At 65.6% G+C, this 15297-nt stretch carries 15 protein-coding genes; 6 read left to right on the forward strand and 9 right to left on the reverse strand.

The genetic code is table 11. The annotated features are described in order from the left end of the window. The first annotated feature begins 34 nt into the window (after positions 1-34). Genes ACQCST_RS00590 through ACQCST_RS00605 form a run of 4 tightly spaced genes read left to right on the forward strand, consistent with a single transcriptional unit; the run spans position 35 to position 3761 of the window. Entirely contained in the window at positions 35-718 is a 684-nt protein-coding gene (locus ACQCST_RS00590; RefSeq protein WP_426997451.1) for a GntR family transcriptional regulator, read from the forward strand. Beyond that, positions 715-1551: an aspartate/glutamate racemase family protein gene (locus ACQCST_RS00595; protein ID WP_426997452.1), complete on the forward strand. Its 837-nt coding sequence runs from the start codon at positions 715-717 to the stop codon at positions 1549-1551. Before ACQCST_RS00590 ends, ACQCST_RS00595 begins: the two co-directional genes overlap by 4 nt. Positions 1552-1561: 10 nt before the next feature. Beyond that, positions 1562-3016 carry an amidohydrolase family protein gene (locus tag ACQCST_RS00600; RefSeq protein ID WP_426997453.1) on the forward strand — a complete coding sequence of 485 codons (1455 nt, stop codon included), beginning with the start codon at positions 1562-1564 and terminating at the stop codon, positions 3014-3016. 7 nt (positions 3017-3023) lie between these two features. Beyond that, positions 3024-3761, forward strand: coding sequence for a maleate cis-trans isomerase family protein (locus tag ACQCST_RS00605; protein WP_426997454.1), 738 nt, complete (start codon positions 3024-3026; stop codon positions 3759-3761). A 116-nt stretch (positions 3762-3877) separates the two neighbouring features. Here the strand turns inward: ACQCST_RS00605 and ACQCST_RS00610 are convergent, their stop codons facing one another. The 4 genes from ACQCST_RS00610 to ACQCST_RS00625 are packed head-to-tail and all read right to left on the reverse strand — an operon-like array spanning position 3878 to position 8150. Further along, complete coding sequence (locus tag ACQCST_RS00610) at positions 3878-4888, reverse strand: NAD(P)-dependent alcohol dehydrogenase (RefSeq protein ID WP_426997455.1); 1011 nt, start codon at positions 4886-4888, stop codon at positions 3878-3880. Next, on the reverse strand, positions 4888-5772 hold the full coding sequence (locus ACQCST_RS00615; protein ID WP_426997456.1) for a carbohydrate ABC transporter permease: 885 nt from the start codon (positions 5770-5772) through the stop codon (positions 4888-4890). Before ACQCST_RS00615 ends, ACQCST_RS00610 begins: the two co-directional genes overlap by 1 nt. Before the next feature lie 3 nt (positions 5773-5775). Then, positions 5776-6735 (reverse strand): carbohydrate ABC transporter permease, encoded by a 960-nt coding sequence (locus ACQCST_RS00620; RefSeq protein ID WP_426997457.1) that lies wholly within the window; start codon positions 6733-6735, stop codon positions 5776-5778. Next, entirely contained in the window at positions 6735-8150 is a 1416-nt protein-coding gene (locus tag ACQCST_RS00625; RefSeq protein WP_426997458.1) for an ABC transporter substrate-binding protein, read from the reverse strand. Before ACQCST_RS00625 ends, ACQCST_RS00620 begins: the two co-directional genes overlap by 1 nt. A gap of 124 nt (positions 8151-8274) precedes the next feature. Between ACQCST_RS00625 and ACQCST_RS00630 the strand changes: the two genes are divergently transcribed. Together ACQCST_RS00630 and ACQCST_RS00635 are read left to right on the forward strand one after the other, a co-directional pair. Continuing rightward, on the forward strand, positions 8275-9225 hold the full coding sequence (locus tag ACQCST_RS00630) for a sugar-binding transcriptional regulator (RefSeq protein WP_426997459.1): 951 nt from the start codon (positions 8275-8277) through the stop codon (positions 9223-9225). After that, positions 9222-9347 carry a hypothetical protein gene (locus ACQCST_RS00635; RefSeq protein WP_426997460.1) on the forward strand — a complete coding sequence of 42 codons (126 nt, stop codon included), beginning with the start codon at positions 9222-9224 and terminating at the stop codon, positions 9345-9347. Before ACQCST_RS00630 ends, ACQCST_RS00635 begins: the two co-directional genes overlap by 4 nt. Positions 9348-9494: 147 nt before the next feature. On the opposite strand, the gene ACQCST_RS00640 is transcribed toward ACQCST_RS00635, so the two are convergent. The 5 genes from ACQCST_RS00640 to ACQCST_RS00660 form a co-directional block, all read right to left on the reverse strand. After that, complete coding sequence (locus tag ACQCST_RS00640; protein ID WP_426997461.1) at positions 9495-10421, reverse strand: diacylglycerol/lipid kinase family protein; 927 nt, start codon at positions 10419-10421, stop codon at positions 9495-9497. A 75-nt stretch (positions 10422-10496) separates the two neighbouring features. Next, positions 10497-11984 (reverse strand): mannitol dehydrogenase family protein, encoded by a 1488-nt coding sequence (locus ACQCST_RS00645; RefSeq protein WP_426997462.1) that lies wholly within the window; start codon positions 11982-11984, stop codon positions 10497-10499. Positions 11985-12080: 96 nt separating this feature from the next. Then, positions 12081-13454, reverse strand: coding sequence for an NAD(P)(+) transhydrogenase (Re/Si-specific) subunit beta (locus tag ACQCST_RS00650; protein ID WP_426997463.1), 1374 nt, complete (start codon positions 13452-13454; stop codon positions 12081-12083). Beyond that, positions 13451-13813: an NAD(P) transhydrogenase subunit alpha gene (locus ACQCST_RS00655; RefSeq protein WP_426997464.1), complete on the reverse strand. Its 363-nt coding sequence runs from the start codon at positions 13811-13813 to the stop codon at positions 13451-13453. The genes ACQCST_RS00650 and ACQCST_RS00655 overlap by 4 nt, the downstream gene beginning before the upstream one ends. Then, complete coding sequence (locus tag ACQCST_RS00660; RefSeq protein WP_426997465.1) at positions 13813-15024, reverse strand: Re/Si-specific NAD(P)(+) transhydrogenase subunit alpha; 1212 nt, start codon at positions 15022-15024, stop codon at positions 13813-13815. The genes ACQCST_RS00655 and ACQCST_RS00660 overlap by 1 nt, the downstream gene beginning before the upstream one ends. Positions 15025-15297 lie beyond the last annotated feature (273 nt).

A 15297-nucleotide genomic window follows, 5' to 3' on the forward strand; every position in this document is an offset into this window, starting at 1 on the left:
CGCAATGCCATATAAGAAACCCGAATGGAGCACCATGCTTGCCGCAGAAGAAACCCAGGACAAAGAACGCCCCCTCCGTGAGGCCGTCCGGGATGCGCTCCGCACCAGGATTTTTGAAGGGCATTACGCTCCCGGCACCCGGCTGGTGGAACGAGACCTCGCTGCAGAGTTCAACGTTTCCCGCCTCCCCATCCGGGAAGCGCTGCGGATGCTGCGCCAGGAAGGACTCATCAGCGACCGCGCCTCACGCGGCAGTGAGGTCAGCAGTCTCAGCTCCAAGGACGTTGAGGACCTGTTTGACGTCCGGGAATCCCTCGAGGTGCTGGCTTGCCGGCTAGCTGCCGTCCGCGCCACGCCCCGCGATCTTGAAGAACTTGAGGGCCTGCTGGATGAGGCCACCCGCTGCCTCGCCAAGGGCGCCATCCTGGAAGCACACCGGGCGAACAGCGAATTCCACGACTCCATCACCCGGATTGCGGACAACGGCTTTCTCAAGTCCGCACTGGAACCCCTGCAGGGCCGCATGCACTGGCTGTTCCGCCACGTCAGCGACCTGCCGGAGCTCATCCAGGAACACCGCGACCTCTACGCCGCTATTGCCAGCGGCGACCCCGAGCGCGCCGCCGGCCAATCGGCATCGCACATCGGTAAGTACCGCGATCAGTTCCCGGAAGATTTCAGCCGGACCGAACCAACGCTGCATCGGAAGAAGAAATGAAACTGCTTGTCATCAACCCCAACATCAGCGACGACGTCACCTCTCTGATCGAATCGGAAGCACTGCGCTCGGCCGGCCCGGACACCGAGCTGGTGGTCCGCACCGCCGGACACGGTGTGGAATACATTGAAACCCGCTTCGAGGCACTCATCGCCGCTGGCGCCGTCGCCGAAATCATCGCGGAATACATTGGCAGTCCGGTCTCCGGCCAGGTGGACGGCGGCATGGTCGATGGCATCGTGGTGGCCGCGTTCGGCGATCCCGGCATGCCTGCCCTCAAAGAACTCGCGGACGTCCCGGTCATCGGTATCACCGAGGCTGCGCTGTGCGCCGCGGCGCTGCAGGGCCACCGATTCTCCATCATCGCCATCTCGGACCGGATCCGGCCCTGGTACCAGGATTGTGTTGACAGGTTCGGCCTCGGCGGCCGCCTGGCATCGATCCGTTCCATCAACGAATCCCTCAACGGCATCGGCTCCGTGCAGCAGGATTTCAAAGAGACCCTGCTGGCACTCAGCCGGCAGGCCGTCGCGGAGGACGGCGCCGACGTCGTGATCCTGGCGGGCGCGCCGCTCGCAGGGCTTGCCCGCGAACTTCAGGGCCAGATCCCGGTACCTGTGGTGGACGGTATCTCGGCCGGCATCCGCATGGCGGAGGCCATTGTCGGGCTGCAGTCCGGCCACCACCGGGCCGGTTCGTTTGCCGCACCGCCCGCCAAGAACCGCAAGGGCCTTTCCGAAAACCTCGACGCCGCCCTCACCGCCGCACAGACGGCCGTCATGGCAACAGACCAGTCATCCGCCCAGCAGCGCAGCGCCGCTTCATCACTTTAGGAGGACAAAGATGTCCAACAGACCAGACCTTGTTATTGCCAACGGCACCGTGGTCAACAGTTTCGGCCGGCAGCACGCCCACATTGTGGTGCGTGACGGCAGGATTGAACAGCTGATCGACGCCACCGAAGCGGCGCCGGAAGCGGAACGCACCGTGGATGCTGCCGGCATGCTGGTGATTCCCGGCGGAGTGGACGGGCACTGCCACGTTGCCCAGGTGACCGGTCGCTTCCGGACGCTGGATGACTACCGGATCACCTCCACCGCTGCCCTGTGGGGCGGCACCACCACGATTATCGATTTCGGAATCCCCCGCGACGCCCATGAAACTCCCCTGGAAGCCGTCCTGAACAAGAAGCGCCTGGCCGAGGAGTCCCGCTGCGATGTGGCTCTGCACGGCTCGGTGGTCAGATGGGATGAGACCGTGCCGTGGCAGCTCGAACAGCTTGCGGCCGAGGGTGTCCGGTCCGTCAAGATGTACACCACCAACCGCGGCAGCACTATGGCTGACGGGGACACCATCCTGAAGGTCATGCGTGAAATGGTGCGCCTGGACGGCCTGACGTACATCCACGCCGAGCACGATCCCATCATCGCGGACTGCACCGAACAGCACGCCGACGACGGCAGGATCGGCATCGAACACCTGCACCGGACGCGTCCCGAGCTGGCCGAGGAAATCTCCGTCAGGGAAACGCTCGCCATGGCCGAGTACACCAAGGCGCCGGTGTACTTCGTGCACCAGTCGACTCCCGGCGCGGTTGATCTGGTCACCGAAGCCCGCCGCCGGGGCCAGGAAGCCTACTCCGAGACATGCCCGCACTACCTCACCCTGGACGACACCGTCTACGGCTCGCAGTTCCCCGAGTGGTACGCGTGCTGCCCGCCCATGCGCAGCGCCGAAACCGTGGCCGCGCTCAAGGACCGGCTGGCTGCCGGAGCCATCCACACCATCGCCTCGGACCACTCCTGTTACGACCTTTCCCAAAAGCGCGAGCGCACGGACGACATCCGCGCCATGCCCCACGGGCTTCCGGGGGTGGAAACGCGGATGCCGGTCACGTTCACGGCCATGAGGGAGCGTTCCGGCCCCGAGGGTGAGGACGCCCTTGAAGCATTCGTTGAGGTTTTCTCCGCCGGGCCGGCACGGATCAATGCGGTTCCCGGGAAGGGAACCATCGCCGTTGGCTTCGACGCCGATCTGGTGATCTTCGATCCCGCCGAAACACGCACGGTCGACGGCGGTGCCCTCCACATGGGAACTGACTTCTCACCATTCGAGGGGAAGACGCTGACCGGCTGGCCCGCCGTCGTGATCTCCGCCGGACGTGTGGTGGTGGACGGCGACGGCTTCCATGACCCCGGTGCCGTCGGCCGTTTTGTGGCCCGCAAGGGATTCACCGAGCACCGCGATGCCCTCGCCTGGCCACAGGAATCCCGTCCCGCCACCTACGCCGCCAGTTAGGAACCCCATGCCTTCCGCCACACGCAAGACCCGTATCGGCATGATCGTGCCGTCCTCCAATACCTGCCTGGAACCCCAGAGTTACCGGATCCTCGGAGACCGGGACGACGTCACCATCCATTTCACCCGCATCCCCGTCACCAGGATCGCCCTGGACGATTCGTCCGACAAGCAGTTCGATCCGGCAGTCATGCGCACCGCCGCCGAGCTGCTGGCAACGTCCGATGTGGATGTCATCGCCTGGAACGGCACCTCGGGCTCCTGGCTCGGGGCGGACCATGACCGCGCCCTGGTGCGGGAGATTACCGATGCCACCGGGATCCCCGCCGCCACGTCCACGCTCGCTTATCTGGAGGCCTTCAGGTCCTTCGGCACCGAGCGGATCGGCCTGTTCACCCCGTACACCGCGGACGTGAACCACGCCATCATGGAGTCCTACGAACACGAGGGCGTCAAAACCATCGACCACCGCTGCCTGGGCCTGAGCGACAACGAGTCCTTCGGCCGGGTCACGGACGATGAAATGCGGCCGGGTTCACTGGAGCTCGCAGCGTTAAAGCCGGACGCGCTGATCTACCTCTGCACCAACCTGTACGGTGCCAACATTGCGGCCGAGATCGAGGCCGGCACCGGCGTTCCCGTGCTGGATTCGGTGGCCGTCACCCTGTGGCACTGCCTGAAACTTGCTGGCTCCCCCTTGCTCGCACCAAGGTGGGGCAGGCTGCTGGCCGGACCGTCCAACTGACGGCGTCCGGCAGCCCCGGCAGGAAATAACGACGGCGGCCCGTTCACTGGGAGCGGGCCGCCGTCGCCTCATGCCTGACCCGCACCTCTGATGGTCCCCGATGTCTGCGGCTGGTACTACGGGCGGACCACAGCCTTCAGGGCTCCCGGCGCCGAGCCTGCCGTAAGTGCAGCCTCCACGTCGTCAAGGCCGTGCACCGAGGTGACCAGGCCGTCCAGGTCAACAGCTCCGGACGCGGCCAGGGCAATGGCTGTGGGCCAGGTGTTGGCGTAACGGAATGTCCCCGTGATGACCAGTTCCCGCCCTTGAATGAGTGGTACAGGCACGGCCACGGTGTCCGATCCCATCCCCACCAGCACACACCGTCCGCGGGGCGCCAGCCTGGCCAAGCCGGCAAGGACCGCGCGTTCGGCCCCTGTGGCGTCAATGAACACATCAAATTCCGGCGTGACTTCGGGAGCATCAGCGGCGGTGAAGGTGCGCGTGGCACCGTACCTTCCGGCTGCCGCGAGCCGTTCGGCCCGGGCATCCGTCAGCGTCACGTCCGCCCCTGCCAGCTGCGCAACCTTCGCCGCCAGCAGGCCGATGGGCCCGGCGCCGGCCACCAGCACCTTGTCCCCCAGCACAATCCCGGCTGCCTTGCGTGCCGCGATGGCGACGCTGAGCGGCTCAAGCAGCGCCGCGGCGTCGTCGGACACTGAATCCGGAACCGGGTGGCAGAATGCGGCCGGATGCACCGCATACTCGGCAAAAACTCCGTCTACGGGCGGGGTGGCGAAGAACCTCACGTTCGGGTCCAGGTTGTAGCAGCCGGCCAGGGTCTGCGGGGACAGCGGATCCGGGATGCCCGGCTCCAGCGACACGCGCTGACCCACTGAGCGGCCAGTCACCCCGGGCCCGACGGCGGCAATCTCGCCGGAGGGCTCGTGCCCCAGCACGAGCGGCTCGTTGACAACATAGGGCCCGATCCGGCCCTCCTGGTAATAGTGCGTGTCCGAGCCGCAGACACCCACCGATTTGATCCGGACCAGAACCTCGCCCGGCCCGGGTTGCGGTACGGGACGGTCCTCGACGCTGAGACGGCCGGGGCCCTCTCCGGCCAGCGGGTGCAGTACTGAAACCCTCATCACTTCACCGCGCCCATGGAGAGCCCGCGGACCAGCTGTTTCTGCGCCATCCAGCCTGCGATGACCACCGGCAGCGACGCCAGGACCGAAGCGGCGGAGAGCTTGGCCAGGAACAGTCCTTCGCTGGTCATCTGCGAGACCAGGAACACCGGGGTGGTGGCGGCCCTTCCCGCCGTCAGGTTCAGGGCGAAGAAGAACTCATTCCAGGCGAAGATCACGCAGATCAGTGCCGTGGCCGCCATTCCGGGGGCCACCATGGGCATCAGCACGATGCGGAGGGTCTTCAGTAGGCCGGCACCGTCCATCGAGGCGGCTTCCAGTACTTCCGAGGGCACTTCCTGGAAGAAGGAGCGCATCATCCACACGGCTATGGGCAGGTTCATGGCCGTGTACAGCACCACGAGGGTCCAGATGCTGTCCAGCACCTTGAGCTGGCCGGCAATGACATAGATGGGCATGATCACGGCCACCACGGGAAGCATCTTGGTGGAGATGAAGAAGAACAGCACGTCCTGGGTCTTCTTCACAGGGCGGATGCTCAATGCATAGGAGGCGGGGACGGCCAGGATGATCACCAGCAGGGCGGAGACGCCCGTGGCGATCAGGGAGTTGCCGAAGTAGCTGCCGGCGCCGGAATCCAGCACGTGCTTGAACTGGTCCAGGGTGGGCTCGAAGAAGAACTTGGGCGGGCTGGAGGCGGCGTCGGATTCCTGCTTGAAGGCCGTCATGGCCAGCCACAGCACAGGGGCGAAGAAGAGGAAGGCGATGATCCAGGTCAGCGAGGTCAGCAGCGAACTGTTGATCCGGCGTCGTTGTTCCCGGTCCTTGATGGCACCCTGGGCGGGCGCGGCTGACGTGGGGCGGGTTGTGAGTGTTGTAGCCACGGCCTAGTCCTTTGTATCGAAGCTGCGGAAGATGAGGCGCAGGGCGAAGCTGGCGATGAAGATAGTGGCGATAACCACCACCACGCCCATTGCTGCTGCCTGGCCGATGTCGAAGCCCAGGAACGCCCGCTGGTAGATGTAGAACGGCAGGTTGGCGCTGGCAGTGCCGGGGCCGCCGGCCGTCATCAGGTAGATCTGGTCGAAAGTGTTCACCACGTAGATTGCGCCCAGCAGCACGCCGAGTTCGATGTACCGGCGCAGCTGCGGGAGCGTGACGAAGACGAAGGTCTTGCCCCAGCCGGCACCGTCGATCTGGGCGGCCTCGAGGACATCCTTGGGCTGGGCCTGCAGTCCGGCGAGGACCAGCAGCATCATAAAGGGGGTCCACTGCCAGACCAGCGCCATCAGGATGGAGACCACAGGATAGGAAGAGGTCCAGTCCACCGGGCCGATTCCCACCAGGCCGATGGCCCAGTTCACCAGCCCGAAGCTCGGGTTGAGCATGGACACGGACCACAGGGTGGCACCGGCCACGGGCATGATCAGGAACGGCGTGATGAGCATGGTCCGCACCACGCCGCGGCCCTTGAAGCTGCGGTCCAGCAGAATGGCGAAGAAAGTGCCGAGAAGCATGGCTGCGAAGACGCAGCCCAGCGTGATGACCACGCTGTTCAGTGCAGCACCGCGGAAGGTGGAGTCCAGGAAGATGTCCGCGTAGTTCCGCAGGCCCACGAAAATGTCGCCCTCCGTGCGGAGCAGGTTCCAGGAGCGCAGCGAGTACCAGAGGGTCACCACAAACGGCAGCTGCGTGACCAGGACAGTGAAGATCAGCGCCGGGAGCAACGGTGCCCGCCGGCGCCAGCCTTCAGCCGAGGACCGCCCGCCGTTTCCGCTCGTGGTCCTGGGCTGCTGCTTGAGCACGTGTTGCTTGAGGTTGTGTTTGCCAACCAACGTTGCAGTCATTACTTGCCTCCGTCCTTGGACGCGCCGGATTTGTAGGATTCAGCCACGGTGTGCGCGTATTGCTGTGATTGCTCCAAGGCCTGTTTGACGGTTTTCTGACCCGCGATGGCGGCGGAGATCTGCTGCGCCACACGTGTGCCGAGGTCCTGGAATTCCGGGATCCCCACAAACTGCAGACCCGGGTACGGAACGGCCCGGGTCATGCTGGATTTCTGCGAGGCTCCGTTCATGGCCGCGAGGGTGGGGCCGGCGTACGCCTGTGCCACCTTGGCATATTCCGCGTTCTCGTAGGTGGATTTCCGGCTGCCCGGGGGAACGCGCTCCCAGCCCACCTCGTTGCCCACCAGTTTGATGTAGTCCTTGTTGGTCATCCAGGAGACGAAGTCCCAGGCCGCGTCCTTGTGCTTGCTGGTCTCGGGGATGGCGAGCGACCAGCTGTACAGCCAGCCGGCGGATTCGGTGTTCTTCACCGGTGCCGGGGCGTAGGCGGTTTTGCCCACCACGGTGGAGGATTTGGGGTCCTCGATGCTGGAGACCATGGCCGTGGCGTCGTACCACATGGCGGCCTTGCCCTGGCTGTAGCGGGTGATGCAGTCGCCGTAGCCGCTGGTGGCTGCCCCTGGCTGGCCGCTGGTGCGGACCAGGTCGACGTAGTCGGTGACGGCGGCTTCCACCTCGGGGGAATTCAGCGTGGCGTTCCAGTCCTGATCGAACCACTGCCCGCCATACGTGTTGATGGCCGTGCCCAGGGGTGCCATCACTTCGCCCCATCCGGCGAGTCCGCGCAGGCAGACTCCCGCGAAGTCCTTTTCCGGATTGTTGAGCTTCCGGGCGAAGCCCTTGATGTCGTCCCAGGTGGGCTTGGCCGGCATGGTCAGCCCGGCTGCGTCGAAGAGATCCTTGCGGTAAGCCAGGAAGGAGGATTCGCCGTAGAAGGGCACCGAGTAGAGGTCCCCTTGGTAGCTCAGCGCGTCCTTGATGGTGGGGATGAAGTCGTCCGGATCGTAGCCTGCCGTCTTGTCCGCGTAAGGCTGCAGATCGGTGATCCAGCCGTTCTTGGCCCACATCTGCGTCTCGTAGTTGGAGATCATCACGGCATCGAATTCACCGCCGCCCGTGGCCACCGAGGCCGTGATCTTGGCCCTGGCCTCGTTCTCCGGCAGGGTCACGAACTTGACGTTGATGCCGGGGTGCTTTGACTTGAAGTCATCCTGCAGGGCAATGGCATCCTTCATCTGCGGGTTGGCAACGATGGCGACCACAATGTCCGTGGAGTCGGAGGCATCGCCGCCGCCCGCCGCCGAACATCCTGTCATCAGCATGGCCGTGGCAGCGGCTCCAGTGACCAGGCTTTTCAGCCGTCCGGTGCCGGGACGGCGCGTGCGCCGCCGGCTGTGGTTAGGGGGAAACTTCATTGGCTGCCCTCAATCTTTCTGCTCATTTGAGATCCAAGTCTTGCTCATTTGTAATGTGACTCTAGTCATATATACTCAATTGAGCAAGACTTGGCGCTCATTCGTTACGCACAAAGGTGAAACTGTGTCTGAGACATCGCACGAGGAACTCCTGGCCCGGATCGGCAAGGAGTACTACCTGGATAACCGCTCAAAGGTTGAAATCGCCACGTCCCACGGCATCTCCCGTTTCCAGGTGGCGCGCTATCTGGACGAAGCGCGGGCCGCGGGAATCGTGAAGATCGAGGTGCATTTCCCCAACTCCCCCGTGTCCACGGATGCATCCCAACTGGCAGCACTGCTCGGTGTGCGGCGCGTTGTGGTGGTCCGCAGCCTCGCCGACGTCGTCCAGCAGCGCGATGAACTGGGACAGGCAGCGGCCAAGGAGCTGATGGCCACAGCCCGTGCCGGCATGACGGTGGGGATTTCCTGGTCCCGGACGCTCGACGTAGCGGCGGACCACGTGACTGAACTTCCCAGCTGCGAGGTGGTCCAGCTTGCAGGGGCCCTCCCCGTGGCCGGGAACGGAAACCCGCTCGAGCTGATCCAGCGCCTGGGCCGGGTGTCCGGCGGCAGGACATGGCCCATGTGGGCGCCGCTGGTGGTTGACAGCGCCGCGACGGCCAACGGGCTGCGCCGGCAGCCCGAAATTTCGGACGCCCTGAACAAGGCAGACTCATTGGACCTGGCGGTGGTTGCCATCGGAGGGTGGGCGCCGGAGATTTCCACCGTCTGGGAACGGGTGGACAACCCGGTGCGGAAAGCTGCGCTTGCCGCCGGCGCGGTGGCGGAGTGCTCGGGCCGCCTGATCGATGCCAATGGCTCGGCAGTGACCACGGAACTGGACGCCCGCATCATCGCCGTCACACTCGCGCAGCTGCAGAGCACACCCCAGGTCATTGCCGTGGCGCAGGGGGCCGGGCGGGCGGACGCCGTCCGCGCCTCCGCCGCCGCCGGGTTCATCAGCGCACTGATCCTTGACGAGGAACTTGCCGCCGTTCTGGCCGCGGGGCTGCCCGCCGAGGACACAGCGTGAGTGTTGTAGTCGGCGTCGGCTCCTCCACGAAGTCGTGCGAGGTGCTCGCGGTGGACGCCGAGACGCGACACATCCTGTCCGCCGGTTCCGCAACACATCCTGTCCGCCGGTACCGCGGTTGACCCCGCGGCCTGGACGGCAGCTCCTGAAACGGCGCCACCAATGTGGTTCCGGGGGCCTCCTTCACCAGTTCATGCTGCGAGCTGTGCCTGAGCTGGTTGTTCCTGAGCTTCGGCAGCGGCTCGGCAAGCACTCCGCCGGCTAGCCCCTCAGCCCTCGGCCATGCGTACCAGCAGCGCGCCGGGATCCACTTTCACGGACAGGTGTGAACCGTTGCCCTCGTGGTCGCCGTCGAGCTGGAATTCCTGTTCGTGCGCCAGGCTGATCTCCACTGACTTTCCCTGGAAGTATTCCGCTGCGGCGTCCTTGCCCCTGCCCCTGCCGATCATTGCGGCAAGGACGCCGAGCCAGCCGAGTGTGCCCCGTGGCGCCAGGACCACCAGATCCAGGATGCCGTCCTCCATGGAAGCGTCAGGGAAGACTTCCACGCCGCCCATCAGCTTGCCGCAGTTCCCTACCATCACGCTGCGCATCCGTCGGCTGACGGCGCGCTGGCCGTCAATGCTGATCTTCGCCTTGACGGGTTTGCCGGGAAGGTTGCGGATGCCGGCATCGACGTAAGCCAGCCACCCCACCTTGTCCTTGAGCTCTGATTTAGTGTCGGCCATGGTGCTGGCGTCGAAGCCGAGCCCGGCCATGACCAGGAAAACCTGCTCAGCTTCCGAGTGGTCAAGGGTTGCCCGGACGACGTCGATCTTCCGGTTGCCGCCCAGCAGGGCACCGCTGACGGCAGCATCCATGTCCGTGATGTCGATTCCCAGGTTTCGCGCCAGCAGGTTTCCGGTGCCCAGCGGGATCAGTCCCAATGCCGTGCCGGTACCGGCAAGGACCTCAGCCACGCAGCGCACCGTTCCGTCGCCGCCCGCCGCAATAACGACGTCGGCCCCTGCCTCCAGCGCTTCCCGCGCCTGGCCTGCGCCCGGATCCTCCTCGGTGGTTTCCAGCCACAGGGGCTCACCCCAGCCGTTGCTCCTGCTGAGCCGGGTCACCATGCCGCGCACATCCACATCCGCGGACTTGGCGGGATTGATGATGACGGCAGCGCGCTTCAAGGGCCGGGAATCTGAGGCTGTCATGGGATCCTTTGTTCGACGTGGAGCGTGGTTTCCTCGCTAACAAGGCAATCCTAACGGTGCCTGACGGATCCCTGCTCAGGCGCGGGTTTCGCTGACCGCCAGCAGCTCCACTGCTGCGCGGGCTCCCGAGCTGTGCAGCGCATCCAGTGACTTGAGGTACTCGCCGGTGAAGCGTTCGTTGTCCACCAGATCGCCGAAGACCTCGCGGTTCCGGAGGAACGCCAGCTTGTCCTCCCGCTGTTGGGCAGCGGCAGCCATCAATGGTTCCTTAAGACGGTCGACGACGTCGATTACCTCCCCTGCCTCGTCCACACCATCGGCGTAACGCGCCCAGGAGGCGACGATGGCGGCGGAACGGGAGATCTCGCCGCCTTTCTCCAGATTAATCCGAATCACCGGGACCAGCCATCTGGGAATCCGGTCCGAAGACTCGGCACACAGCCGGGCCAGAGTGTCACGCACGTGCTCATTGGCGAAACGTTCGATTAGCGTCTTTTTGTACAGCGGCAGGTCAACGCCTGGGAGCGGCGCCAGCGTGGGCGTGGCCTCGAGGTCCATGTAGTCCAGGAGGAACCGGACGAACAGCGGATCCTGGCAGACCTCGTGCGCGTAGCGGTAGCCGGCCAGGTAGCCGAAATAGCACTGGCCCTGGTGGCTGGCGTTGAGCAGCCGCAGCTTCATGAGCTCATACGGTTCAACGTCCTCCACCAGCTGGACGCCGGCGTCCTCGAACCCCGGGCGGCCCAGGCTGAAGTGGTCCTCGAGCACCCATTGTTCGAAGGGCTCGCAGACCACCGGCCACTGGTCCTCCACACCGAATTCCTCCGCGATCTCGGCGCGGTCTTCGTCGGTGGTGACGGGCGTGATCCGGTCCACTATGGAGTTGGGGAACGGGACGTTTTCACCGATCCAGGCGCCCAGGCCGGCGTCCTTCAAGGTGGCGTAGGCGGTGAACATCTTTTTGGCGACATCACCGTTGCCCTGGATGTTGTCGCAGGACATCACCGTGAACGGCGCAATCCCGCGCCCGCGACGGCGGGAGAGCGCCTCTGTGACCAGGCCGAAGGTGGTCTTCGGGGCTGCACCGGGGGTGAGATCGTGGACGACGTCCGGATTGCCGGCGTCGAACTCCCCAGTCACATGATGGAAGTTATAGCCACCCTCGGTGACGGTGAGGGAAACGATCCTGACCTCGGGCGAGGCCATCTTTTCGATGACCGCCTCCGGGTCTTCCGGGGCGAAGAGGTACTCCTTGATGGAGCCGATGACGCGGCCTTCACGGGTGCCGTCCGGGTTCTTAAACAACAGCGTGTAGAGGCAGTCCTGGTCCGCCATGACCTGTTTCATTCTGGCGTCATGGGGCCGGACACCGACACCGCAAATGGCCCACTCGAAGGCCTTGCCCTGGTTCATCAGCCGGTCCAGGTACATGGCCTGGTGGGCGCGGTGGAAACCGCCCACACCGAAGTGCACGATGCCTGTTTTCAGGGCGGAGCGGTCATAGCCGGGGACTGCCAGCTTGGCGGACAGCTGGGGCAGGGCGCGTGAATTGAGCGTCGTCATCGAGGATCCTCAGGCGGTAGTAGGAACTTTCCGCCATCGTATCAAATGAGCAAACAACGCGCGCTCATCTGAGCGCGGCGCTCAACCACCCGGGAGCTACAACCCCTTGACCGCCCCGAGCACCTTCGTCAGGGACTCCTTGGCATCCCCGAAAAGGAGCGTGGTCTGCGGCTCGTACATCAGTTCATTCTCGATCCCCGCAAACCCGGGACGCATGGAGCGTTTCAGGAACACCACCTGCCGCGCGTCCGCCACTTCCAGGATGGGCATGCCGTAGATCGGTGAGCCGGAGGAGGTCTTCGCGGCGGGGTTGACCACGTCGTTGGCGCCCACCACCAGGGCGACGTCCGCCGTCTTGAACTCGGAGTTGATCTCGCCCATCTCCTTGAGCGACTCGTACGGGACATTGGCCTCGGCGAGCAGCACGTTCATGTGCCCCGGCATACGCCCGGCCACCGGGTGGATCGCGAAATCCACCTTGATGCCGCGCGCTTCCAGGGCCAAGGCCAGCTCCGCCGCAGTGTGCTGGCCCTGCGCCACCGCCAGGCCATAGCCGGGGACGATGATCACCCGCTGCGCGTAACCCAGCAGCACAGCGACGTCCTCCGCGCTGGACGAGCGCACCGGGCGATCGCTCACCGCCGTCGAACCCGCCGTCGAACCTCCCCGGAAAGCACCGAACAGGATGCCGGCAACACTTCGGCCCATCGCCGCCGCCATGGCGCGGGTGAGGATGGTGCCCGAGGCCCCCACCAGCGTGCCCGCCACCACAAGGAGCACGTTGCCTAGCACCAGGCCGGAGGCAGCCACGGCGAGTCCGGTGAACGCATTCAACAGCGAGATGACGATCGGCACATCCGCGCCTCCCACAGGCAGGACCAGCAGCACGCCGGCCGCCAGCCCCAGCATCAGGAGCACCAGCGCCAGCACGACGGAACCGCTGAGTACGACGGCGGCTGCGGCACCCACCGCCGCGAGCAGCACCGCGCCCATGATCACGGCCAGTCCGGGGAACACCACGGGGCGGGTGGTCATCAGCTCCTGCAGTTTGGCGAAAGTGATGGCAGAGCCGGCGAAGGACACGGCCCCCACCAGCAAGGTAAAGGCGATGGCCACGCGCACCCAGGCGTCATCCGTGTGGGCGAGCTCGAGCAGTGCCACCAGTGCCGCTGCGCCGCCGCCCACACCGTTGAACAGCGCCACGAGCTGCGGCATCTGGGTCATTTTGACCCGCCGGGCCACGGGCGCAGCCACCGCCGAACCCACCGCGATCGCCCCGAGGATCCAGGGGATGTTGTCCAGCTTGACCGACAGGAACACCGTGACGACGGCGATCAGCGCACCGAAGGCGCCCAGCAGGTTTCCCCGCCGGGCAGTTCGCGGCGAGTTCAGGCCCCTGAGCGCCAGGATGAAGCAGGCGGCCGCCACCAGGTAGAGCAGCGCGGTCCACGTCGGGTTGAGGATGGTCATGGTGAACCTTCCTTGCCGTCGGAGGCCAGCCTGCCGTTGGAGACCTGCTTGGCAGGGGACCCGTCAGCGCCCGACGCCGGCATCCTGCGGCCGCGGAACATCTCCAGCATGCGGTCCGTCACCACAAAACCGCCCACCAGGTTGGCGGTGGCGAGGACGACGGCGAGCAGGGCAACAGCCAACACCCACGGGTCCCCGGCCTGGCCGGCCACGATGATGGCGCCCACCAGGATGATGCCGTGGATGGCGTTCGCCCCGGACATCAGGGGCGTGTGCAGGGTGCTGGAGACCTTCGAAACCACCTCAAAGCCGACGAAGACCGCCAGCACGGTGATGGTTAGCAGGCTCATGCCGTCCATCAGGCCACCCCTTCGTTGCTGGACTGTTGCGTCTTGACGAGTGCCGCCATCTGCCCGGCAAGCGCCGCGAGAGCCTCGGCCGTCGGCGTGTGCCGCACCTCGCCGTCGTGCGTCAGGCAGGCGCCCGCCTGCACCTCGTCCTCAAAGTCCGGGGTCACGGTACCGTCCCTGGTCATCAGGGCGAGCAGGTTGGCGATGTTCTTGGCGTACAGGCGCGAGGCGTCGGCCGGCATGGTGGAGGCAATGTCCTTCATCCCCGCCAGGATGACGTGACCCTGACCGTCCGCCGTGGGCACCTGGATGTCCCGGCCAGGCACGGAACCCTCCACATTGCCGCCGGACTCAGCGGCGAGATCGACGACGACCGAACCGGGGCGCATGCCCTGCACCATTTCCCGGCTCACGAGGAGCGGCGCCCGCCTTCCGGGGACGGCCGCCGTCGTGATCAGCACATCCGCCTGGGCGACATGCGGGGCCAAAAGCCGGCGCTGCAGGGCGCCGCGGTCCGCGGTGAGCTCGCGCGCGTAGCCGCCCGCCGCCTCCGCCGTCTGCCCTGCTTTGTCAAGGTCCAGGTTGATGAAGGTGCCGCCCATTGAAGCCACCTCGTCCGCCGAGGACGGCCGGATGTCGTTGGCGGAGACACGTGCACCGAGCCGTTTGGCCGTGCCGATGGCCTGCAGGCCCGCGACACCCACGCCAAGAACCAGTACCCGGGCCGGAGGGACGGTTCCGGCGGCCGTCATAAAGAGCGGGAAAAAGCGGGGCAGCCGCATGGCAGCCTCGAGCACGCAGCGGTACCCGGCCACGAGGGCCTGCGAGGAGAGTGCGTCCATGGACTGCGCGCGGGAAATGCGCGGCACCAGCTCCAGCGCGAAGGAAGTCACTCCGGCGTCGGCGAGCGCCCTTACCGTCGGGAGTTCCGACGACGGCGAGGCCAGGCCGATGGTGACAGCTCCCCGGTGGAGGGATATGGCTGTTGACGGTTCGAGCGGGCGGACGTGGGCGTAGACGTCCAGCTCGCCGAGATCGAGGTCGGGGACGATCCGGGCTCCCGCTTTTTCATAGTCCTGATCGCTGTGTCCTGCGGTGACGCCCGCACGCGATTCAACCAGGACCTCGAGGCCCAGTTCCGTCAGCTGCTTCACCGTCTCCGGCGTCGCGGCCACTCGCCGCTCGCCGTCCCGGCGTTCCCGCGCTATGCCTAGCTTCACCCGCCACTCCCCTCTCGGACGAGTGCAGCGGTGCTTCACCGACGGGCCTTAGCCCGCTGATGGGCCGTGGCCTCGCGGAGCGGCACTGCTGCACGTAGTTGTCTTGAGTCTATGGCCCACGGGGCGGATGTGGCAGCAAGCTGCGCACCGGCGATGCTGTTGCCCAAGTGCGCAGTCGGCGTGGTCCGCCCCTGCGGAAAGTCCAAGAACCTGCCCATCAAAGTCCATTCCGGGGCGGTGGTTCCTTTCGTATCGTGGAAGTGTACCTGCGGG

Source organism: Pseudarthrobacter sp. N5, assembly GCF_050157035.1.
In the GTDB taxonomy this organism is placed as follows: Bacteria; Actinomycetota; Actinomycetes; order Actinomycetales; family Micrococcaceae; genus Arthrobacter.